At 51.2% G+C, this 22,832-nt stretch carries 17 protein-coding genes and 1 riboswitch; of the genes, 5 read left to right on the top strand and 12 right to left on the bottom strand.

What is annotated here, in order from left to right; translation table 11 throughout:
- Window positions 1–43 precede the first annotated feature (43 nt).
- Window positions 44–4,582 (bottom strand): DEAD/DEAH box helicase, encoded by a 4,539-nt coding sequence (locus ACFPYJ_RS19755; protein ID WP_379189915.1) that lies wholly within the window; start codon window positions 4,580–4,582, stop codon window positions 44–46.
- 190 nt (window positions 4,583–4,772) lie between these two features.
- Between ACFPYJ_RS19755 and ACFPYJ_RS19750 the strand changes: the two genes are divergently transcribed.
- The gene (locus ACFPYJ_RS19750; RefSeq protein ID WP_379189914.1) at window positions 4,773–5,252 is read left to right on the top strand and encodes a hypothetical protein; all 480 of its coding nucleotides are present in this window, start codon (window positions 4,773–4,775) and stop codon (window positions 5,250–5,252) included.
- A 248-nt stretch (window positions 5,253–5,500) separates the two neighbouring features.
- Here the strand turns inward: ACFPYJ_RS19750 and ACFPYJ_RS19745 are convergent, their stop codons facing one another.
- The 3 genes from ACFPYJ_RS19745 to ACFPYJ_RS19735 form a co-directional block, all read right to left on the bottom strand.
- On the bottom strand, window positions 5,501–6,001 hold the full coding sequence (locus ACFPYJ_RS19745) for a C40 family peptidase (protein ID WP_379189913.1): 501 nt from the start codon (window positions 5,999–6,001) through the stop codon (window positions 5,501–5,503).
- A gap of 4 nt (window positions 6,002–6,005) precedes the next feature.
- Window positions 6,006–6,159, bottom strand: a riboswitch (cyclic di-AMP (ydaO/yuaA leader).
- Window positions 6,160–6,486: 327 nt separating this feature from the next.
- The gene (locus ACFPYJ_RS19740) at window positions 6,487–6,657 is read right to left on the bottom strand and encodes a hypothetical protein (protein WP_379189912.1); all 171 of its coding nucleotides are present in this window, start codon (window positions 6,655–6,657) and stop codon (window positions 6,487–6,489) included.
- A 175-nt stretch (window positions 6,658–6,832) separates the two neighbouring features.
- Window positions 6,833–7,930, bottom strand: coding sequence for a CdaR family transcriptional regulator (locus tag ACFPYJ_RS19735; RefSeq protein ID WP_379189911.1), 1,098 nt, complete (start codon window positions 7,928–7,930; stop codon window positions 6,833–6,835).
- Between the two features lie 170 nt (window positions 7,931–8,100).
- Between ACFPYJ_RS19735 and ACFPYJ_RS19730 the strand changes: the two genes are divergently transcribed.
- Genes ACFPYJ_RS19730 through ACFPYJ_RS19715 form a run of 4 tightly spaced genes read left to right on the top strand, consistent with a single transcriptional unit; the run spans window position 8,101 to window position 12,805 of the window.
- Window positions 8,101–9,246 (top strand): glycerate kinase, encoded by a 1,146-nt coding sequence (locus tag ACFPYJ_RS19730; RefSeq protein ID WP_379189910.1) that lies wholly within the window; start codon window positions 8,101–8,103, stop codon window positions 9,244–9,246.
- Window positions 9,247–9,284: 38 nt separating this feature from the next.
- Window positions 9,285–10,583, top strand: coding sequence for an MFS transporter (locus ACFPYJ_RS19725; protein WP_379189909.1), 1,299 nt, complete (start codon window positions 9,285–9,287; stop codon window positions 10,581–10,583).
- Window positions 10,543–11,811, top strand: coding sequence for a nickel pincer cofactor-dependent isomerase, group 22 (locus ACFPYJ_RS19720; protein WP_379189908.1), 1,269 nt, complete (start codon window positions 10,543–10,545; stop codon window positions 11,809–11,811). Before ACFPYJ_RS19725 ends, ACFPYJ_RS19720 begins: the two co-directional genes overlap by 41 nt.
- A gap of 22 nt (window positions 11,812–11,833) precedes the next feature.
- On the top strand, window positions 11,834–12,805 hold the full coding sequence (locus tag ACFPYJ_RS19715) for an aldo/keto reductase (RefSeq protein WP_379189907.1): 972 nt from the start codon (window positions 11,834–11,836) through the stop codon (window positions 12,803–12,805).
- A 276-nt stretch (window positions 12,806–13,081) separates the two neighbouring features.
- Here ACFPYJ_RS19715 and ACFPYJ_RS19710 read toward each other — a convergent pair whose 3' ends face one another.
- From ACFPYJ_RS19710 to ACFPYJ_RS19675, 8 genes are all read right to left on the bottom strand, one after another.
- A complete protein-coding gene (locus tag ACFPYJ_RS19710) occupies window positions 13,082–13,273 on the bottom strand; it encodes a hypothetical protein (RefSeq protein WP_379189906.1) in 192 nt (63 codons plus the stop codon).
- 196 nt (window positions 13,274–13,469) lie between these two features.
- Window positions 13,470–15,059 (bottom strand): extracellular solute-binding protein, encoded by a 1,590-nt coding sequence (locus ACFPYJ_RS19705; protein ID WP_379189905.1) that lies wholly within the window; start codon window positions 15,057–15,059, stop codon window positions 13,470–13,472.
- 53 nt (window positions 15,060–15,112) lie between these two features.
- Complete coding sequence (locus ACFPYJ_RS19700) at window positions 15,113–16,000, bottom strand: carbohydrate ABC transporter permease (RefSeq protein ID WP_379189904.1); 888 nt, start codon at window positions 15,998–16,000, stop codon at window positions 15,113–15,115.
- Between the two features lie 17 nt (window positions 16,001–16,017).
- Window positions 16,018–16,932, bottom strand: a complete 915-nt coding sequence (locus ACFPYJ_RS19695; protein ID WP_379189903.1) for an ABC transporter permease — start codon at window positions 16,930–16,932, stop codon at window positions 16,018–16,020.
- A 51-nt stretch (window positions 16,933–16,983) separates the two neighbouring features.
- A complete protein-coding gene (locus tag ACFPYJ_RS19690; RefSeq protein WP_379189902.1) occupies window positions 16,984–17,994 on the bottom strand; it encodes a LacI family DNA-binding transcriptional regulator in 1,011 nt (336 codons plus the stop codon).
- Between the two features lie 313 nt (window positions 17,995–18,307).
- Complete coding sequence (locus ACFPYJ_RS19685; protein WP_379189901.1) at window positions 18,308–19,321, bottom strand: LacI family DNA-binding transcriptional regulator; 1,014 nt, start codon at window positions 19,319–19,321, stop codon at window positions 18,308–18,310.
- Between the two features lie 160 nt (window positions 19,322–19,481).
- Window positions 19,482–20,297 carry a hypothetical protein gene (locus tag ACFPYJ_RS19680; RefSeq protein ID WP_379189900.1) on the bottom strand — a complete coding sequence of 272 codons (816 nt, stop codon included), beginning with the start codon at window positions 20,295–20,297 and terminating at the stop codon, window positions 19,482–19,484.
- Window positions 20,298–20,814: 517 nt separating this feature from the next.
- On the bottom strand, window positions 20,815–22,818 hold the full coding sequence (locus ACFPYJ_RS19675) for a M1 family metallopeptidase (RefSeq protein WP_379189899.1): 2,004 nt from the start codon (window positions 22,816–22,818) through the stop codon (window positions 20,815–20,817).
- Between the last annotated feature and the right edge of the window lie 14 nt (window positions 22,819–22,832).

Below are 22,832 nucleotides of genomic sequence, written 5' to 3'. Positions count from 1 at the left end.
GGTTTATCCTCTATATACGGCTTCCTCTTTCTTTCTCCCACCTTTATTGGAGCTGACTTGGCCACAGCACGAGACTGCGGTTATCCCGCTCTGCGCCGATGGCCAGCAGGGGGTTAGCCGCGGTGGATTCGATGACAGGCTCCCCGTTCCAAAATTCGATTTTGATCTTGCTGAGGTGCTGCTGCCGGAGTACGGTACCGAAAATATGTTTGAGACGCTTCTGATGATCTGTACCCGGGGCATCCTTATGCGCGGCAGCGGGATTGATTTCCACGATTTTACGCCCCTTATTCTCGATCCAAAAGCGCCACTCCCCTTGGTATAACACCAAATAGTTGCCGCTCTTGCGCGAGAAGGATGCACCTGCCGCGGATGGCCAGTCGATGGCCAGCCCATAGGGATTGGCCGGATCGACAGCGGCAACCAGCGTAACGGCTTCTTCGTCTTGGCCTGGAAAAGGCTGACGCACCGCGGCAATTTGCTCGCGCCGCGCAAACTGAAGCGTCGGTACGCCGCGGAGAAATAACCCTCTTGTAACGACCCCCCAATGCTCCAGCTGCTTAAGAACAGGAAGCAGCTCCTCCCAGCTGAAGGGAGACAGCTGGGCGATCAAATCCTTGGACAGAATGTCGTAGCTGTCCAGCAAATGCTGCGTCCAGTGAAGCGCAGATTCCGGCAGATCCGTCTGCTTCAATCCGGCAAAAGCAGAAGCCGCTGCGGAGACCGCACCACCGGCTGCGGTTGGTTCCTCCCTCTCGCCGGACCTGGACGGATGCTCATCAAGCGATCCCGTCCAATACCATCGTCCAAGCCCGGATCCGGTCCTGGCCAGCTGTTTGCCTTTGGTTGCCAGCTGCAGCCGGAGCGGTGCGAACTGATCGTTCGAGACGCGGCCTTCCCAGATAAGATCGAGCAGGTCGGTCAGCAGCTCGGACGGCAGCTTGCCATAGTCGCGGCTCAGCCTGGTGAGGAAGCTTGCGCCTCCTTCTTGGAGAAGCTTGAGCAGCGCAGGATGCTTGGAAGCGGCCCCCTCTAATGAACGGTTAATATAAGGCGAGTAGAGGGGTTTCGAATCGGTAAGGAAGAAGGCGATTTTGCCTTCCTTCTCACTCTCTTCCTTACGGCCCAGCCAGATGACCTCGCCCGAGGCGCACAGCAGATCCAGATCCTCCTTGCGGTAACCCGTCAATCTGGCGGGGAAGACGATGGACTCCCAGTGCGATGCGGGCAAATAAAAGCCCTGCAGCTTGCCGATAATCGTCCGCAGTCCGTCAATTCCGCTCAGCTGCGTACCGGGTAGTGCATGCTGAAGCATCGACATATGGGCGCACCAACGGATCGGCTCGATCGGCTCGGCCTGCTTGCGGGCTTGCTCAATGGTAAGACGGATAAGCCGCTTCGCTACATTCCGGCTGGTCCAGATCCGTTCGTCATCATTTGCGGCGAACGGGGCCTGCTCAATGCGGTCCAAATCAAGCAGCAGCTGAATAATACGCCCGGCAACGGCAGCTGTAACAAAAGGATAGCGGCTGCAAAGCTCATCTTCGGTAAAGGAAAGCCGGTGCTCCGCGAACCGCCCGGCAACAAAGGCAATTGCGCTGTCCTTCGCGGGAAAATCCTCATACATCTCTTGTTCATCCACGCATATCCATCTCCCTGAATACCGCTCCTTCTGAAGCTGAACCACCCGTTCCTGCTGCTGAAGGGCAATGAGCCAGGAGTGGACATCTTCTCCCGCAATGCCGGCCAATTCCTCCGTGCTCAAATCCCCCCGATGCTTAAGCAGTGTATAGAGTTCATTGGCAGTTGCAGGGGGAGCGCTGCCGATCTCCAGCCGCTCTGCTTCCTTGCGTGCAATAACTGGGTCGATAGCCTGTCTCACCGCCTCCACGCTAAACAGCTCGCTTGCAGCCGATTTACTAAGGCTCATAAGCTGGAGCTGTGTGGTCTCGCTTAAGCCGTCGCCCTCATAAAGCTGAGCGGTGGCATAATCAGATAAGAACTGGACGGCAAATGGAGAGGGGGTCTTCGTTTCCTTCACGACGATCTCGATCTGGCCGGAGGAGACCGCCTCAAGCACCTGCTTCAGGCCGCTTGAATCCATAAACTGGTGCAGGCATTCCCGCATCGCTTCATGCAAATAGGGAAAATGCTCCGCATAGGGAAGGGCCTGCTTCAGAAGCTCTTCGGAGCGGAACCGCTTCTGCCACATTGGCGTTCTCGTGAAGCTGCGGGATAACAGCAGCGAGGTTTCCGCAATGCGGCGGAAGGCAACGCCGAGCAGCGGTGATCCGGTAATCGCTTCTGTAAGCAGCGGTTCCACGCTGCCTGGCGTAATATGCCACAGCGTCTGCAGCCAAGAGGCGTCCCAGTCGGGAATAACGAGATCAATGCCGTTATCCTTGGCATTTCCGAACATTTTATAAGGCAGAGCATCAAACTGCCGCTCAATCGCAAGCAGCCATGACCGGTTCACCCGCCTTCCGAACGGATTGTGAATAATGACATGGGTATGATTCATGAGGTCCTGATAATGCTCGATAACGATACGCTTGTCAGTCGGCAGGCCAATTGCCCGGTGCTGCGCCTCTACAAGCTCGATGAGTGCTTCGGAAGCGACCCGATCAACCCCGTAATCGGCATCCAGCCAATCCGAGGCGGCTTGCTCCGTCTGCTTGGAGGGGACTTCTCCGCCGGATTGACCGGCGGTTAATCCGAGCTTATCGGAGAGCTGACTCAAGAACCGCCCGAGCTTGCGGCCAAGCTCATAGCTGCGTCCGCCGGGCTCGGCATTCCAAAAAGGGATTTCGCTGAAGCGGTTCGGCGCTTCCTTCACATATACACGGTCGTTCTCGATGCTGCTGATCATCCATGAGCTGGTTCCGAGCTGGAACACATCGCCGACGCGGCTTTCCCCGATGTATTCCTCATCGAGTTCTCCAAGGTGGATGCGGCTCTGTGCATGGTGAACGGGATAGGCTGAGGTTTGCGGGATGGTGCCCGCGCCTGTAACGGCTGCCATCGCGGTGTTGGCTCTCTTCGACAGCAGGCCGCTCTTGCGGTCCCACTCGATAAGCGGTCTGGCAAAAGGGTAAAAGCCAGCCAGTACCTTCAGCGCTGCATCCAGGCGTTCCCGGGGAAAACGCCGGTAACATTCACTGCGAAGCAGCCGTGCATAAAGCTCGTCTGCGGTGATCGTTTCAGCTGCAGCCATTGCGGTTATCTGCTGTGACAGCACGTCCAGCGGCTCATGCGGCAGTGTGATCTCTTCGATATCACGAAGCGCAATGCTGCGGCATAAAACGGCCGATTCGGGCAAGTCGCCCCGGTGGCGGGCGACGATGAAGCCGCGGCTGACGTCGCCCACGGCATGGCCCGCGCGCCCGATGCGCTGGATACCGGCAGCGGCCGCCTTCGGCGAGTCCACTTGAATGACCACATCGATGTGACCGACATCGATGCCAAGCTCCAGGGAAGAGGTGGCGACCAAGCAGCGCAGCTCGCCTGCTTTGAGCATGCGCTCGACCTCAAGCCGGCGCTCGCGGGACAAGCTGCCATGGTGGGCGCGCGCCATTTCGCCGCCCGCATGCTCATTTAAGCGCAGGACGAGCCGCTCACACAGGCGGCGGCTGTTTACGAACAGCAGCGCAGACCGGCAGCCGTCCATCAGCTGCATGAGCCGCTCGACAATCGGCACCCACACGCCTTCACGCGTCATAGCGGGCTTGCTGAGGTCAGGCATGGTGACGCGAACCTGGATGTTCTTGTTCATGGCACTCTCCACAATTTCGACCGGGCGGGGGGAATAGCCTAGTGGATGGGGCTGCTGCTGGCCGCCCGCTTGAGGAGGCGTCGAGGATGCTGAACCGGAATCCCAGCCTCCCAAGAACAGGGCGACGCGTTCGAGCGGTTTCTGCGTGGCCGATACACCGATTCGCTGGACCGGCTGCTCAGCCAGTGCGGTTAAACGCTCAAGTGTGAGCGACAGATGGGCGCCCCGTTTATCACCGGCCAGACTGTGAATTTCATCAACAATGACGGTTTCCACCGTTTGGAGCATCTTGCGTCCTTTATCCGAGGTAAGCAGCAGGTACAGGGATTCGGGTGTCGTGACGAGTACGTCCGGCGGCCGCCTTAGCATTTTGGCACGTTCATGGGAAGGGGTATCTCCCGTCCGCACAGCAGAACGGATGCCAGGCCAATCGGGCATGGATTGGGATTGCAGGGGAGCTTGGGAGGAATGACGCTCGAGCGCTTCAATAAACCCAACCAGATGATACTGGATGTCATTGTTCAGCGCCTTCAGCGGGGTGACGTAGAGTACACGCACACCCGGTGTCCAGGTGCGGCTGCGGTGCTGAGCGGCAGTAATTTTGTCATTGGCCAGCTTATCCAGGCAGGGCAGCAATGCGGCTAGTGTTTTGCCTGAACCGGTAGGCGCGGCAATTAAGGTATGCCGGTTATCCCTGATCGAGGCCCATGCTTCAAGCTGGACGGGCGTCGGGTCGCCGAAGGTTTCGAAGAACCAGCCGGCGAGCGTGGGATGGAAGGCGGCTAGGGCCGGAGAAAGCCGTGAGGACATGATTCAACAGCTCCTTTATATGGGTGAGAGATGTATCGGAATGGGTGAGGCCGGCTGTACGCAATACGAAGGGACAGGAACGACCCTCTTGTGGTTTATTATACCTGTTTCTGGTCAGTTTGCGAGCGGAGCGGCATAGGTATAGAACAAGATACACAGCAGCAGGAATGCATCACACGGGAGGTAGGCTATGGTGGGATTGAAGGAGAGCTTGGATCAGAGATGGAGCGAGTGGAAGCGGGTCGAATATGCCGTGACCAAGACATTAGCAGGCAGAAACGTGCTTCGCGTTTCCGGGCCGCGAACGCCGCGGATTACGACACCGGCTGTCAAAATGGTGCGTTCATCCGAGCTGACGAGCGTTGCGGGCTCTTTTGAAGCGGGGCTTGCGTGCTTTTGCTTAGGAGAGCTTGCGCCTGATGAGAGGTCCGCTTTCCTGGAAGCTTGGCATGATCGCCTGCGTACGGGAGCTACGGTCGTGATTGCAGACCGCCGCGGTGAAGGCTGCGGGACTGCATATGAGCTCCATGAACTGCTCAACCCGCTCGGTGTGCAGCTCGATGTCCAGATCGGACGCGCCTTCTGGTGGGCCCGCTACCAACTGCGCCCGCAGTCTGATCATGAAAAGCGGAAATCGGGCATTCCCAATCCTCATCGCGGAGGTGCATGAACCGATAATAGGCTGCCGCCCTTAAGTATGGGCGGCAGCCTATTATAATTCCGCGGCGTTTAATCGCCTCAAATGCGCGCAAATGGTTTGAACAGAGGTCTTTTCGGTGTATATAAATACAAGGAGCACACTCTGCCCTTCTATTGTCTAAGCCGGCGCACAAAATAATAAAGCCGCAGGCATTCGTCCCAAAAGGGACGAGCACCTGCGGCCCACCTGCACATCGCGGCAGCGATGCGGAGCAGTTTTTAATCGGAGTCGCCTCCGCCGTCCAGCTCATCAGACGGGTCATCTGCATATTTCTCGTAACTGGTTTGGCTCATAACACGGCGCGCAGTAACATAACGTTTAACGTAGTAGGAGTCACTGAGTGCGCTGATTGTTACGCCTTTGCTGGAGGATGCATGTGCAAACTTGCCGTCTCCAACATAAATGCCTACGTGGGAAATACTTTTGCCGTTCGTATTGAAGAATACGAGATCGCCAGCAATCAAATCGCTCTTCGCGACTTTTTTGCCTAGACCTGCTTGCGACCGGGAAGCGTGCGGGATGGAGACGCCGAGTTTATTAAACACGTACATCGTAAATCCAGAACAATCGAATCCTCTTGTGGTCGTGCCGGCTGTTGCATAAGGTGTTCCGATTAGATCGGTAACGACGCCGTCCAGCTTGGAGTCTGCAAAAACGCTCCCGGCTTGGAAAACAAGCAACATCGCTAAACCGATCAGTGCTGCAGAGATCTTTTTCAAAACAGGAAACTCCTTCCGGTGCCTACGAGGTTAGCTGTGGGGTTCGGTTGAAGGCTCCCTATGATCGCCTCTGGCGTCCGTGCTAGCGGACGTCGGGATCAATTCACCCAAAATGGTTCCCCCGTTTCCCAATGGCGGGAATTCGGCAAATTTTTCATTCTGGCTACTTATTCGTGTTTTTCCACGATTATCCTTCCAAGTTCACAACTTGTTCACAAATTAGAATTCTAAGAGTGAAACTTTTTGACAAGATCATTCGTTATACGGGCTGCAATTACAGAGGAAGCGATCCAATTCCACTACAATCTGCTTGCGGGAAATCACTATGCTTGTCTGATTATGAAGTGAAAGGGGCGGAAGAGCAGGATATGTTGTTTCGCTGAATTGAGCGTAGTCGCAAAGACACCCATCAAAAATCCCTGCCCCTTGCTCAAGCAAAGGAACAGGGATTTTATTGCGCGTTCAGTCCTATGAAGGAATACCTATTACGGCTTGAATGGCTCATACATAATCCAGAAATCGATACCGGCCACATAACCGCTCGGGTTAGCGGTCCCTTGAGGCGTCTTCGTTGATTTCTCCAGCAGCGATTGAAGGGTCGACGCATAGGTTTCGATCTGTTTGGGCGGGATCGGCGATTTTGAACTCGGCCACATACAGGTCAGGTGTCTCCATCGACCACAGCTGGTTTGCTTTTTTTATTTAATTGGATGAGCTTATGGGGATAGATTACAAGTGGATGAGATGGAAATTGAAGCATTAGAAGAATCAGGGGTTATAAAGAGGTAAGCGATAAAGCCGTAGAATTTGCAATCCAATCAAAAAATATATTTATTTCTTTCTCATGGTATATATCCATACGGCTAGCTGCAGAGAAACGGCATCTTGGAACAATTGCGGATTATAGCCTGTATCCTCTTTGATTTTCTTGATGCGGTAAATCAGCGAATTACGATGAATATACATCGCTTTTGCCGTCTCGCTGATGTTGAGATTGTTTGCAAAGAAACATTCCAGAGTCTCTACCATCTTATCGGGCATCTGCTGCAGTATGCGTTCGAGATATTGCTGCTTAATGCGAGCATCGACCCTTTCAATAAGCGCTTTCGTTTCAATCTCCGCATAAGCAATAAGTTTCTGTTCTCCGTTTCCGAGCAGCAAGGAGATTTCGGATTCTTCAAGGGAATAGCGGATCAATGCAGGGTTTTTAACGGAAGACCCAAGTCCGATCCGGAATGCGATATTCATTCGCTGCAGCAAGTCCATGGCCTGATTTAACTTTCTTTTGAAAACTCCCTCCGTGATCCCCAGTGCGAGAAGGAATAAACGGTTCACGTTCAAAGATCCGATCATGACGCGTTTTTCATTAAAGATTTCTTCGAGCTTTCGAATCAATTCTCGATTCATCAGGGGTCGATCGGAATTGTCGATCTCCAGCAGTCCAACCTGGCAGGGGGTCCCTACTTTCATGCCGAGCAGGTTGAGTCTTTGTTTTACCGTTTCAAGGTTAGGCTCCTCCTGGACCCATTCATCGAAGATGAGTTCTTTCAATCGGTGCCTCCACTCTTCCTGTGCAGTCAAGAAAGACTGGTTTATCATCATTTCGGTGATCATCTTAACCAGTGCGCCAAACTCTTCAATTTCCTCCGGGTTTCCGGTAATGCCAATTACGCCGATCATCTGACCCTGGAATTGAATCGGCAAATTAATTCCCGGCAGAGCCCCTTTCCAGTGCTGCTTATTCTTTTTCGTTACGGTAATCGGTTTTCCGGTGCGCAGTACGTCCAATGCTCCTTCATGAAGCTGGTTGATCCGATCCGGGTCTCCCGACGCGATAATGGTTCCGTCATGGTCCATAATATTAATATTCCGATTTAATCGGGTCATCGTTTGTTTAATAATTTCACCAGCAATTTCTTTCGTTAACATAATATAGGTAAACATCCTTATATTGTAGAATTTATATTATTATTTATGCACAGAAAATGATCCTGATTTCAATAGAATTTTTGTTTATTATAACCGATGTGTGGGAGGAGTTAAATAAAATATAATTAATCTATAGAAATGGAAAGCGGTTTCAAGGAGATGAAAGTGCAATGAAGGTTGTGATCGCACCCGATTCATTCAAAGGGAGCTTGTCGGCTTTGGAAGCGTCTGAAGCCATTGAAAGAGGAATAAGGAAAGTCATGCCGGAAGCGAGTACGGTTTTAGTGCCGGTTGCAGACGGTGGAGAAGGGACGATGGACAGCTTGGTTTCCGCAACAGGCGGAAGAAGGATGGAGGTGATAGTAACAGGACCGCTTGCATCTCCGGTTCAGGCATCATATGGCATACTTGGCGATAACAAAACTTGCGTCATTGAAATGGCCAGCGCTTCGGGCTTGTATTTGATCCGAGCGGAGCAGCGGAATCCGATGCTAACGACGACATTCGGCACTGGACAATTAATTAAACATGCGTTGGATGAAGGGTGCCGACAGTTTATTCTTGCCATTGGCGGAAGCGCTACTAACGATGGAGGCATCGGTATGCTTCAGGCGCTCGGGATGAGATTGTTGGATGCCGAGGGAAACGACGTCGGTTTTGGAGGAGGCGAGCTGCGCCGAATTGTGGAGCTGGACGTTCGGAACTTTGACCCGAGGGTGGCTGAAGCTGATTTTCTGATTGCATCCGATGTTCAAAATCCGTTAATCGGACCGCAAGGGGCATCTCACGTATTCGGCCCTCAAAAAGGGGCAACCGAAGAAATGGCGAACAAGTTAGACGAATATGTAAGGCATTGGGCTGATCTGATCGAAAGAAAAACGGGAATTCATTTGCACGACAGACCGGGAGCGGGTGCTGCTGGTGGAATCGGCGGAGCATTCCAGGCGTTCTTTCCAACGAAGATGAATCGCGGCATCGATGTTGTGATCGAGTACACAAAGCTTACGGACAATCTTGAGGGAGCGGACCTAGTCATTACCGGGGAAGGCCGGATTGATTCCCAAACCGCTTCGGGGAAGACGCCGATGGGTGTCGCGCAGGAAGCGCAAAAGAAAGGAATTCCCGTTATTGTTCTTGCAGGTTCAATCGGCAGAGGGATCGAGACGTTGTATCAATATGGAATACACAGTTTTCACAGCATTGTAAGCGCTCCTATGACGCTTGAAGAAGCGATGGAACAGGGATCTGAATTGCTTGAGCTTGCGGCGGAGCAAGTATTCCGCACATATACAGCATCATACAGTCAGAATTGTTAGCGTCTACACAAAATTTTAAATAGAAAGATGGAGAGCGTATGAGTTCCTCAAAATGGCTGAAAATCATTCCCGTAGCCTTTATCATGTACATGTTGGCGTACATGGACCGTATCAATGTCGGTATCTTGATCCCTTACATTCAAGAGGATTTAAATTTGAACGCTTCGGCGGTCGGCGATATTGCAGGGATCTTCTTCTGGGGCTACATGCTCCTGCAAATTCCCGGCGGGCTGCTTGCCAGCAAATGGTCGGCGAGAAAAGTCATTTTTATTCTGATGGTATTGTGGGGAGTTGCTGCCATTGCATGCGGCTTTGTGCAAACCGAAGCGCAGTTAAGAATCGCGCGTTTCTTTCTCGGCGTGGCCGAGGGCGGCGTTTGGCCTGCGGTATTGGTATTGTTGGCAAGATGGTTTACACTAAAAGAGCGGGCGCGGGCAAACGCTTTCTGGATGGCTTGCCTTCCGGTATCCGCTGTGCTAATGGCTCCTTTGTCGGGAATATTGCTGCAGCATTTTGACTGGCACACGGTGTTGGTTATTGAAGGATTTCCACCGCTGATCTGGGCGTTCGTTTGGTTGTTCGTCGTGAAGGACACTCCGGAGCAAGCCTCTTGGATGAGTGCGGAAGAACGTGAAAGACTGGACAACGAGTTAGTGGAAGAGCAGAAGAAAGCGGTTAAATCCAAAGGCTACGGGGCTGCATTCAAGAACAAAACCGTTTGGGGTCTGGTTGTCATGTATTTCTTCTGGATGACCGGCTTTTACGGATATACGCTTTGGGTGCCGAGTGTTGTAAGAACATTTACTGAAGATCCTGCAGCTATGGGCTGGTTAACGGCGATTCCTTTTACCTGCGCATTGATAGGTATGGTTCTTAATTCTTATTGGTCCGACCGCCGTATGAATCGGCAGCAGCATGTCATTATTCCGTTGTTAATCGCCGCAGCCAGTATGGTCGCCGGACAGTTCGTTACTGATCCTTACTTGCAAATGGTGCTGCTTTCCATTACCGCGATCGGGGTATACGCTCCTTACGGACCTTTATGGGCGATTCCTACGGCGGTTGTGCCGGCCAGTATCGTCGGCGCCGCTCTAGGCTTGCAGAATGCCATCGGAAATTTGGGCGGCTATTACGGTCCTAAGTTTGTAGGTGTATTGAAAGATGCGACAGGCGACTTTCATGCGGGTTTTTATTTCTTGGCATCGTCCTTAGTATTGGCCGCTATTATGACCTATATTATAAGCTTAACCATGCGAAGCAGCGCATCGCCGAGCACTAGAACGGAGGGAAATCGAAATGAAATTGCCTCGTATGGCAAAAGTAAGACAATCGTTTGAAGGACCTGTTGTTACAGATATCGAAGCTGAAGTATTCGCCCAATTGGATAAAGCGGGAATTCAAGACAAGATCAAACCAGGAATGAAGGTAGCGATAACTGCCGGCAGCAGAGGAGTTGCCAACATCGCCGTCATCATTCGTTCTATAGCGAGTCGATTGAAGGCGTGGGAGGCGGAGCCGATTATCGTTCCGACCATGGGAAGCCATGGAGGCGCGACGGCCGAGGGGCAAGTCGAAGTGCTGCATAGTTTCGGCATTACGGAGGAGTTCTGCGGGGCGCCGGTCGTCTCTTCCATGGATGTGGAACAAATCGGCGAAACTCCCGCCGGCTTGCCCGTATATACCGATAAGAACGCGCTCTCGGCCGATGCGATCATACTGGTAGGACGCATCAAAGTGCACACCGATTTCAAGTCGCCGATCGGCATCGAAAGCGGCTTGATGAAGATGGCGGCCATCGGCCTCGGAAAGCATAAACAGGCGCTTCTGCTGCACAGCTACGGCGTTCATGGAATTCGTGATATCATGCCGGAAGTAGCCCGTGTAATGCTGGAGAAGCTGAATATTTTGTGCGGAGTGGGCATCGTGGAGAATGCTTTCGAGGAAACCGCCGTTATCGAGGCGATTCCCACTGCCAATATTCCTGAGCGAGAAGCGGAGCTGCTCCGTTTCTCGGCATCCTTGATGCCTAAGCTGCCGGTAGAGGATATTGATGTTCTGGTGGTTGATGAGATCGGCAAAAACTACAGCGGTACAGGCATGGATACGAATATTATCGGCAGAATTCGAATTCTTGGCGTCGAGGAGCCTGAAAGTCCAAGCGTCAAGTACATTGTCGCGAGCGATCTTAGCGAGGAATCGCACGGCAATTCGCTCGGAATCGGCTTGGCAGATTTAACCACGAAGCGATTATATGAAAAAATAGATTTGCAGAAAATGAACGAGAATGTCGTCACCAGTACGTTCCTTAGCAGAGCTATGATTCCGATTGTGTTGGAGAACGATAAAGAAGCCCTTCATGCCGCGCTTCGATCGAACTGGGGCGTGGCAGCCGAACAGGCGAAAATCGTCCGAATTCCCAATACGCTTCATCTGGAATATTTGTATGTCTCGGAATCCTTGCTGCCTGAAGTTATGAAACTTCCACATGTGGAAGTCATCGAGAAGCTTGCGGACATGACATTTGATTCTGAAGGATATTTGAAGAAATCCGATTTTACCCACTAAAGATATAGAGAGGAACCGCTGAATGAATTACAGAACCGTTGGCAAAACAGGAATCAAAGTGTCTCCCTTGTGCTTCGGCACTATGACGTTCGGAAGCGCTGCGGACGCCGAAACTTCCAAAGCGATGTTCAACAGCTGCAGGGAACTAGGAATTAACTTCTTCGATACGGCCAATGTTTATAACGGAGGCAAATCGGAAGAAATTCTCGGCGGTTTGATCGCCGATTGCCGGGATGAGCTCGTCTTGACAACGAAAGTATGTTTGCCCACGGGGTCAGATGTGAACGCGCGCGGATTATCGCGCAGACACATTATGCTCAGCGTGGAAGAAAGCCTACAACGTTTGGGTACCGACCGCATCGAATTTTATTTCGTACACCATTTCGATTCAGACACAGCGATGGAAGAAACGCTGCGCGCTTTGGACGATTTGCAGCAGCAGGGCAAAATCTTATATCCGGCCGTCAGCAATTGGGCGGCATGGCAGATTGCGAAGGCACAGGGCATCTCCTCAAAAGAAGGGCTTGCCCGCTTCGAGATGATTCAGCCAATGTATAATCTAGTAAAACGCCAAGCCGAAGTGGAAATTTTACCTATGGCGGAAGCGGAGCAAATCGGAGTAATTTCGTACAGTCCTTTAGGCGGAGGCTTGCTCAGCGGAAAGTACAGCGCGGGCGAAAAATCGAGTGGAGGCCGATTGGTAGAACAAGAGATGTACTCGCGGAGGTATGGCGAGGAGTTGTATTTCGATATCGCTCAACGTTTTACCGAATACGCCAATTCGAAAGGAATGCACCCCGCTACACTCGCTGTCGCATGGGTCATGTCTCATCCCGGCATTACGGCTCCCATTATCGGGGCACGCAATCTGGATCAGCTGAAGCCTTCCTTGGATGCGCTTGAGCTGGTGATGACGCCAGAATTGAGGGATGAAATTACCGCTTTATCCGTTACCCCTCCTCCGGCAACCGACCGCAGCGAGGAAATCAAGTAAATATAAACTCGTAGAGGGCTGTCCTTGAAGTCTTAAATGACTAAGGGTAGCCCTTCTTTTATTTCAGCGTTCCCTGCAGCAGCATAGCGCTTACAGCCCGCATTCTCGCCTGCCGGGTACCTTGCAGCAGCAAACAGGAGAAAATAGCGACATTAAAATAACGTTGGTCATGACCTCATGAAAATGTGGAAAAAGCTGGAGCCAATTTTAATTGATTTGTATGCTGGGAAGAAATTAAAGCTATGGTTAACACGGTAAAATCTTATATCAAACAATTTAAAGGAGAATCTTCGTCCGCTGCCGAGGCTCGAATGAGGGAACGGGGATGCCGTTTTGGAAAGCGACTTTCGTTCCGTCTATCGGTTTTAATGACAGAGTTGTCTGCAAATAAGGACCTTCTGATTGTTTAGGGATGGGGTTCAAGAGCGCGGTTTGTCTCCCCTCAGTCCCCGTTTGATGTGCTGCCACGATGATTCCTCCTCCTGCCGCGATTACAGCCGTGAGCCAAAGCCAAAACGTCTTTCTGCGAAGAGAACGCAACTTTACCATGGTTCATGACTCCAGACTTTAATGGGTTGGATCATAAAGAAGAGGGACGATCAGACCATGGCGACCAGCCATCATCCACCATCCCCCAGCCTTATGATTTATGAAGATTCACAGCTTATTTAATCCCTTTTTCATCGTCATATTTGATCGCTTCCGTCTTTACATAATCAACCACTTTATCCACGCCTGCCTTCGTGAGCTGTTCTCGGAAGTTGGCCAGCGCCTTGTCCACATCCGGAACCAGACCCATCATAAGCGGCTTGCCATACTGCTCGAACACTTGATTCAGAGCGGCCTGATTGGCTTTAACCGGCTGGTAGTCCAGCAGGATCGGCGCAAAGATGTTCGGCTTGCTCTCTGCTTTGAACTCCTCAAGCAGAGGATCGAAGCCTGCCCAGCCAGCAGCCTGCTTGACGCGGGACATGGAATCCACTCTCCAGCCCCAGCTGGCGATATCGTAGCCTTTAAAGTCTTTCTTGCCCTCCATGCCCTTCGGAGGGGTAACAACCGTTTTGCCGTCGTCTGCAATCGAATAATGTGTGCCTTCAATCCCGTACGTCATCAAATCATAATATTTGGGATCATTCCGCAGCTTGTCGAGTACCATCAAAGCACGTTCCGGATTAGCGGCTCCTTTAGGAATCGCCATGGCATTGTTAACCGACAGGGTAGGCATGACATAGTTGTGGAAACGGTTGAACGGGAAGTAGCCCACTTTAATATCCGGTTTATTTTTACCGAGATCAGTAATGAATCCGCCAGCTGCAGGAGCATTACGCAGGTAAACGGCGCCTGTACCGATTTTGATTGCATCTCCAGGCTCCTTTTGAGAAGCCAGCGAGTCGGATGCCCAGAAGCCTTTGTCCGCCCAGGTTTTCATCCGTTTGACCCAAGCTTCAAATTCCGCCGTGAACGGATAAGCTATAATGTCTCTTGGCGTATCATAGGATTTGGCTACGACAACGCCGCTGTCGCCCCCGATTTGCTCGTATCCGTTATAGCTTTTGAAGAGCGAGAACACTTCGTTCCAAGCTTTTCCGTTAATAGGCGTCACATTAGGCTTCGCTTTTTTAACCCCGTCCAGATAAGCTTCGATGGAGTCCAAATCTTTAATTTCAGGGAGATTAAGCTCTGTTCTCCAGTCTTCCCGGTAGACGAGGCCATCCGGCGTATACTCGGGGTAGGTTGCAGGTATGGCATAGATTTTACCTTTGACGCTTGCTTCGTTCCAATCCTGCTTCGGTACCTTGCTCCATGTATCAGGTGCATAGGTTGGCAGCAGATCATCAAGCGGCATAAACGCGCCTTGGTTGGAGAATTTATAGAAATCCGCCCAGGTGGAGGCAAAAATCATGTCCACTTTCTCGCCTGTTGCAAGCAGCAGATTATATTTGGTTTGCCAGTCGCTCCACGTTGTGAAGTTCAATTTGACCGTCGTGTTCAAATCCTTCTCCAGCATCTTGTTCCATTGATCGACAACCTTCTGGGAGTCCGCGCTTGGATCGCCCAGCAGGTACCACACTAATTCCACTTTGTCCGAGATATCGGGCTTGCCCGGATCTGCTTTTGTGTTGGTGGATGCCGATCCTCCCGGTGCTTCTGAATTTCCTGAATTGGAGCTGTTGTTACCGCAAGCTGCCGCAATCGTGCCGCACAGCACTAGAGAGAGCAGAAGGGAACCGACCCGCTTCATCTTTCTGTTCATATTGACGCCTCCTTTTTATGGACGAGCTAAATATGTTAGCCGGCGAGCCGGTTCTAACCTTTGACCGCTCCGATCGTTAAGCCTTTGACAAAAAAGCGCTGCACAAAAGGGTAAAGGAATACAATCGGACCTGTAACGACGACGGATGCCGCCATCTTTAACGTTTCTGCAGGCGGTTTCATATCCGGCGATAAATTGCCGGCGATATCTGTTTTCAGGACAGCCGCACTTGCAAGAATTTTGTAGAGCAGATACTGCAGCGGGAATTTGTCCTCCGTTGTAATGAAGAGATTGGCCAGGAACCAATCGTTCCAGTAAGCCAAGGCCATGAACAGCCCGATGGTCGCAAGCCCAGGCGCTGACAGCGGTAAGATGAGGCTCCAGAATATCCGGAAATCTCCGGCGCCGTCTATTTTTGCGGACTCGGCAATCGAGTCTGGAATCGATTTGATGAAATTTTTCATGAGGATGATATTCCATGCACTGATGATGAAAGGAAGAAGCAAGGACAGGTAACTGTCTTTGAGATCCATATATTTCACGATCAGGATGTACCACGGAATCAGACCGCCGCTGAACAAGGTCGTAAAGTAGATGAAGAAGGCCAGGCCGTTCCGATACTTGAACTCCTTCCGGGACAGCACGTAACCTGCCATAGAAGTAAGGAACAGGCCGACTGCCGTACCGACGAGAGTAAGGATAATCGTCACTTCGTAAGCTCTCAGAATCTGGCCGGGATTACTGAACACCGACTGGTAGGCCTCGATCGAGAATTGACTCGGCCACAGCTTGAAGCCCTCGGCAATAATCTCCATCTCCGAAGTGAAAGAACCCGAGAGAATGACCCAGAAGGGCAGCAGACAAGCAAGTGTCAGCACCGTCATAACTGTAAAACCAAGGATATTAAATACTACCGTCGCTTTTTCTGTTTGCAGTTTCATTTGCGCTTCCTCCTTTCCTAGAATAGGGCGTAATCATCACGGGTTTTCCGGATGATATAATTGACTGTCAGCACGAGAACAAGGCCGAAGAACGACTGATAAAGCCCGGCTGCCGTTCCCATCCCGATATCGAAGTTGACGGCCAGCGAACGGAATACATACGTATCGATGACATCCGTTGATTGGAAGAGCATGCCGTTGTTTCCGATAATCTGATAGAACAGGTCGAACTGCCCTTTCAGAATTCCGCCCAGGCTCAGCAGAATAAGCAGAATGAAGGTCGGCACCAGCATAGGGATCGTAATGAACCGCATCCGGTCAAAGATGTTTGCCCCGTCGATCTTGGCAGCCTCATGGTACTCGTCACTGATGCTCATAATCGCAGCCAGATAGATAACCGTTCCATAGCCGATTCCTTTCCAAACACTGAAAAAGACGATGATATACTTCCAAGGCTCCGTATGCATATAGAAGTCATAGGACGGCAGGCCAAGCTGTTCCAGCAGCGTGTTGACAAGCCCGTTGTTCGTGCTGAACAAGTTAAATACGAAAGCGCCTACAAGAACGAAAGAAACGAAGAACGGCAGGAACATGATGGACTGTGACATTTTGCGGAACCATTTCCCCGGCAGCTCGCTGAGGAAGATCGCACTCATGACTTGAAGGGCGTTGCCGATGAGTATAAAAGCGAGATTATACAGAATCGTGTTTTTGGTCAGGCTCCAGAGCGTGCCGGACTGGAATAGAAATTTGAAGTTCTCCAAGCCCACGAAAGGGCTTCCAAACAATCCGCCGTCGAAATTGAAATTGGTAAAGGCAAAGTAAACGCCCACCATGGGAACATAAGCAAATATGGCAAAGAACAGCAGGGCGGGGAAGATCATGAGAAACAGCACTTTATTTTTACGAAGTTCCTGAATAAATCCGGACATAGAAGCCACCTCCACAGAGCGGTAGAAAGTTGATATGGAAAATGTAATCGATTACTTTTTGCGGTGCGATGAGCCTCGAATGAGCAGCGTGGAATCCACCTTGAATCTCATTTTATCGGTATATACATTATCGTTGAGCTGGTCGATCAGTTTCTCCGCGAGCAGAGCGCCCATGGTAAACTTCGGTTGATCTACCGTGCTCAGCTTCGGAGAGATGTACTTAGAGATCCGATTATTATCGACGCCGACGACGGCCATTTGGGAGGGGATCTCAATCGATAATTCTTCGCACGCTTTGTAAACGCCTAATGCCATTTCGTCGTTAGCCGCGAATACGGCAGTGAACCCGATGTTCTTGGCCAGCAGCCGCCGGAATGCATCATAACCCCCTGTTTCATTAAAATTCCCATTCTCGATTAGTTCCGGAATGAACGGCCTTCCGGCATCCCGCAGCGATTTCATGTACCCTTCGAGCCGCTCGTAACTATCGACGGCATCTGCGTAGCCGCTGAGGAAAGCTATTTTCTCGTGCCCTTCCTCAATCAAATGGTTCACGACCTCATGGGATGCTTTGACGTTATCCGTGTAGATACAAGGGATGTTCGGGTGATCGATGAACCTCCCGACAATGCCGATCGGATAGCCTTCTTCAGCTAAATGAATAAGCTCCTGATTGGTTAAGAGCGGGGCAACCAGGATCATGCCGTCGACGGTACGGTTCTTCACGAGCGACATGTACTCCAGCTCTTTTTCCTTACGGTTTTGTGCATCGCAGATAAGAATGTTGTAATGGAATGGAATGGCCGTATTCTCGATGCCTTTGATGATCTCCGCATAATAAGAGACGAGAATATCCGATACGACAACGCCTAAAGTCATCGTTTTGGAAGACCGCAAATTTTTGGCCATTGCATTGGGAGTGTAATTCATTTCTTTAATCGCTTTCAGCACGCGGGTCTTTGTTTTTGGACTAACTGCACTGCTGCTGTTAAGTACCCGAGAAACCGTTGCTACAGAAACTTTGGCTCTTCGGGCTACGTCGATGATTGTGCTATCATTCATGCCCCTCACTTACTCTCTTTCATTAGTGTTGTCGATGGTAAGGTCCGGGTTAACCTTATCCCTATGAACCAGTACGGCTGTTGTCATTATAAAAGAAAATGTAATCGATTACAATAACTTTTTCATCTGGATGGTAGACTCGTACAGAAATTATTGAAGAAGATCAGTTAATACAAGGATTTGGGCGGATTTGTTTTCAGGAAAAAGAAGATGTTAGCTGGCCTGATCGATGAGTAAAATGAAATCGATTCCATCTTAGCGGAAAATAAAGCTGCCCTACCTTATGAAGGACAGCATCATTAAACTTCTGCCGCTATAGAAAAGAATGCAGGGAGGATCCCCGGACCAGTAGCTCCGAATCCACTTTGTATACCCGCTGCCCAGCCAGCCCGTTCTCATTGATTTGATCGATAAGTTTGTTGGCCAGCAGTGTTCCCATTGTGAATTTGGGCTGTTCCACCGTGCTCATCTTCGGAATTAAGTATTTGGTCACACGGTTATTGTCTACGCCGATAACCGCCATTTGAGAAGGGATAGGCATCATTAACTCGTCGCATGCCCTGTAAACCCCGAGTGCCATCTCATCATTGGCTGCAAATATAGCTGTAAACGGATGCTTGTTCTCCCGAAGGCGCATGAATGCGGCATATCCGCCTTCTTCATTAAAGTCGCCGTTCTCGATCAGACCCGGTACAAATGGCAGGCCCGCATCCCTAAGTGCTTTCATATAGCCTTCCAGCCGTTCATAGCTGTCTACCGCATCCGCATACCCGCTGAGAAAAGCAATGTTGCGGTGCCCCTGCTCCAGCAGATGGCTGACGACGTCCTTTGCCATCTTTACGTTGTCCGTGAAGGTGCAAGGGATGCTGTCATGTTCGATATAACGGCCGACTACCCCAAGGGTGTAGCCATTATCCGCGTAAGCTTCCAATTCTTTGTTCGTCATCTGAGGCGTCACCAGAATCATCCCATCGACGGTTCGGTTCATCAGCAGCGACATATATTCAATTTCTTTGTCTTTTTGATTCTGAGCATCGCAGATAATGATCTTATAGTGCAGCGTGTTGGCAATGTTCTCAATGCCTTTGATGATTTCGGTATAGTAGGAATTCAGGATATCTGAAACAATAACCCCGAGCGTCATCGTTTTTTTGGATCGAAGGTTTTTGGCGGAGGCATTGGGGGTGTAGTTCATTTCATGTATCGCCAGGTTCACTTTGGCTTTCGTTTTCGGACTGACCAGGGGGCTGTCATTTAAGACCCGTGACACCGTGGCGACAGATACATTCGCTCTCTTGGCTACGTCAACGATGCGGCTGTCTATCATAAACTTGGGTCCCCCCTCATGGATTTATTTTATTATACTTGAATTCCAATTCGGCCGCTAGGACTTGGAACGGATAGAAGCCCTGCACTTGGTATTAAAAAACCGTATGGAACGCGGTGCCGCGTTCCATACGGTTTATATTTGATTGTCCGGACTTAAGCTACACCTGCTTGGACTGCCACACATCATATTGGGAGGCGACCGTCCATACTTTCATAATGGTGCGGATGAGCTGGTAGCCTTGATGAAGGATGAGCGCGATCAGCCCGGCCCATACGAGTGAAACGGTGACAACGGTAAGGCTCAGCAGGGCGCCGATGCCCCACATGATTATGGAAATGCCGGCAAAAGGAAGGAAGTGCCGGATGCTGCTCCAGAGTGCCTTCAGTGGACCGCTCCCGGATACGGAACCAAACTGCATGGCCAGGAAGAGCAGATGCAGGAGCACCGCCCATGCCAGCCAAGCGCCCGCCCATGGTCCGATGATATGCAGCATATCCATCATATTGCCGCTGCTAAGCAGCGTATTCAATGCCCGCGGGAGAAGCCAGAAGAGTGGTGTAAGCACAAGAGCCGTCTCAATGACGTAGAGCAGCGCGATGGGTTTCCATGCGGCACGGATTCCTTGGAAGAAGCGCGTGCCTGTGTCGTCGGTCGTGTGGTGCAGCGAGTGAAATAATCCGGCGTTCAGAAAAGGGGTAATGAGCATACGGCCAACGAGCAGTCCGGCAAACAGCCAGATGTAGGGGCGAACGAGATCGGTCTTCAGCAGCTGAAACTGCGCCTCGGTCAGGAAGAGCTGGACGGCACCTTCCGATCCGTAGCTGTCGGGAAAACGTTTGAGCAGCGGCACAACGATTCCTTCAATCGTCCGATAAAGGAAGAAGCCCCACAGCAGCTCGTACAGAAACAATAGAATAATAATATAAAAATGTTTAATCATCAGGCGCCAGCCCTGTTTCATATGAAGTTTCATGGTTTTGCACCTCCTTAGAGTTTTCCGAAGGAAAACTCACTTCAATTTAAACAGCCTCACTGCTTGCCCTCAAATGCTTGATTCCTCGCGCCATTGACTCCAGCTTAGACGCTATACTGGACAAATACAGTTATTTTGGGCTTTTTCCGTTCGCACGCATGGCTAAACTGGATATTTCCAGTTAAAAAACCTGAATTGAGCACAAATTGGCCTTGTCGAGTCGATTTAACTGTATCAAATCCAGTATAGCTGCCACTGCGAGCGTAAATCGGCTCCTATACTGCATGAAATCCACTATAGGCACCAGCTGCCATATGAGCGTGCGAACAGCATGAGCAACAAGGGCGATAAGTAGGTAAGAGCGCCTCGTTGGCTGCCACTGCGAGCGTAAACTGAATTGCTTCTGCGATGACAGTAGATTTGCTATCTAGCACGCAGCCATCGATTCTACGGTGGCTCAAGCTGTGACTCTCCCGCGGCTAAGCCTTGCACACCAGGCAAGTAACCAAAGACGCATTTACCAGGCAAGTGAAGCAAAAATGGCTTCAATGACTTTCGTGACACCGAGGCTCCAACGCGTTCGGGTTTTTTCCGCAAGCTCGGCTTTCATAAAGTTGTTAATATGCTTGTTATCAAGCACGTTATCGTTCTTCGGGTCGATCACCGCATATACAAGCGGTGAGGAATGCACCAGCTTATACTGGATGTGCGCTTGCTGGCCGTCCCATACTTTCGGGGTAATCGTGCCGTCGGCAAACTGGAATAGAATCGTGACAGGACCGAAGCTGCCGCCCTGCTTACGGATAAGCACGGTAGATTCGTATTGCGTTGTCCCATTCTGCTTGACCGGCTGGAGATGAATCGATTCTACGGAGTAGTCGGCCATCTCTTTGCCGTACACAAAATGACTGAAGTACTCATTCCACTTCGTCTTGGTCACCTTCTCCACGACATGCTGGAAGTCGACTGTGGAAGGATGCTTGAACTTGTATTTTTGAAAATAAGTCCGCATGATCTTGCGCATGGTCGGCGCCCCGACCTGCTTCTCGATGCCGAACAAGACGAGCTTGGCCCGCATGTACACATTTTCCGCATAGTTGCTGTGACTGTGATAGGACCAGGACAGCTGCTTGAGCGGCGAAGGGTCGGTCATATAGCTGGATTCGACGGGCAGGTTGGGTTCAACGCCGTATTCGCTTTCCATTACTTTGTCTTCAGCGTATGAGGTGAAGCCTTCATCTAACCAAGCTTCCTCAAATTCATTCGATGCGACCATCCCATACCAATACTGATGCCCGATCTCGTGAACGACGGTCCGCTCCAGGTCATAGCCGGGGTTGTCATTCTCGGCGGCGAATGCCGTGATCAGCGTCGGATATTCCATCCCGCCTGCGCCGTTGCCGCCTTTTGGCGGAACTACAACGGAGAGGGTAGAGTAGGGATATGCGCCGTACCACTGCGCGTATTTAGCCAGCGCGGATTTGGCGGCATGCATGTAGCGGTCTTTGAATTTGGCATGCAGCGGGTCGAGATAAAGCTTAATCCGTACACCGGGAACCCCTTCGGAAGAGAAAGGCTCTTCCGCATAGACGAAGTCCGGTGAAGCCGACCAGCCAAAATCATGCACGTCATCCGCGTAGAACTGGTAAGTTTTTCGCCCGTTAGCGATGACGGTCTGTTTCGTTTGGAATCCGGTTGCAGCCACCTTATAAGTAGAAGGAACGTTGATTTTCACACTATAGATGCCAAAGTCGCTGTAAAACTCTGAATTTCCATGATATTGATGGACATTCCAGCCTTCAGTTGTTCGGCCTCTTGTGCCGGCTGTTTCATACACACAGAGCTTGGGAAACCATTGTCCTGCCATAACGAAATTGCCGGAATAGCCCATGCGTGCGAACACTTCAGGAAGCTTCACCTCGAATTTCATTTTGAGCGTCGTGCTTGTGCCGGGAGCTACCGAGTAGGGCAGTCGGAGCTTGGCCAGCGTCTGATCCTTCGCATTCCCGTCGTCAGGCTGTACGTAGTGAAGCCGGGGCAGCAGACTTTCACCTTCTGTTGTCGTAAGCGATAGAATGTGCATGTAGCCGAAGCTGGCTGCTGTTGCTTTGTCGTTCCGGAGCTGGCCGCCCGACTCGCGCATGAAGGTGGTGTCCATGGACTGAAAGGCGTTGGGATAGAGGTGAAAATAAAGCTCGGACACCTGCTGCTTGCCGGGGTTTGTCCAGGTTACAGTCTGCTCGCCCCGCAGAATATGGGCATCCTCCTGCAGCTGTACATCGATGTGGTACTCGGCCACGCGGTTGCTGAGTGCTATAGGCTTCGGCTGCATGACAGAGTCGGGCTCCTGCGTTCCTTGCGACGGTGCTGGTTTTACAGCCGTATTGGGTTTAGCTATGGGGGCGGAGGCGAAAGTATATTGCGAAACCCAGGCATCTCCGAACCCTTGCTGGGCTGTCACGCCAAGCAGCACGGCGATAAGCGCAAAGAGCAGTAAATGTTTGGTTTGACGTGACTTCATGGATCAATTACCTC

The organism is Paenibacillus solisilvae, from assembly GCF_042656405.1.
Classification (GTDB): Bacteria; Bacillota; Bacilli; order Paenibacillales; family Paenibacillaceae; genus Paenibacillus_Z; species Paenibacillus_Z solisilvae.
This window is presented reverse-complemented; position numbering and strand designations above follow the sequence as displayed.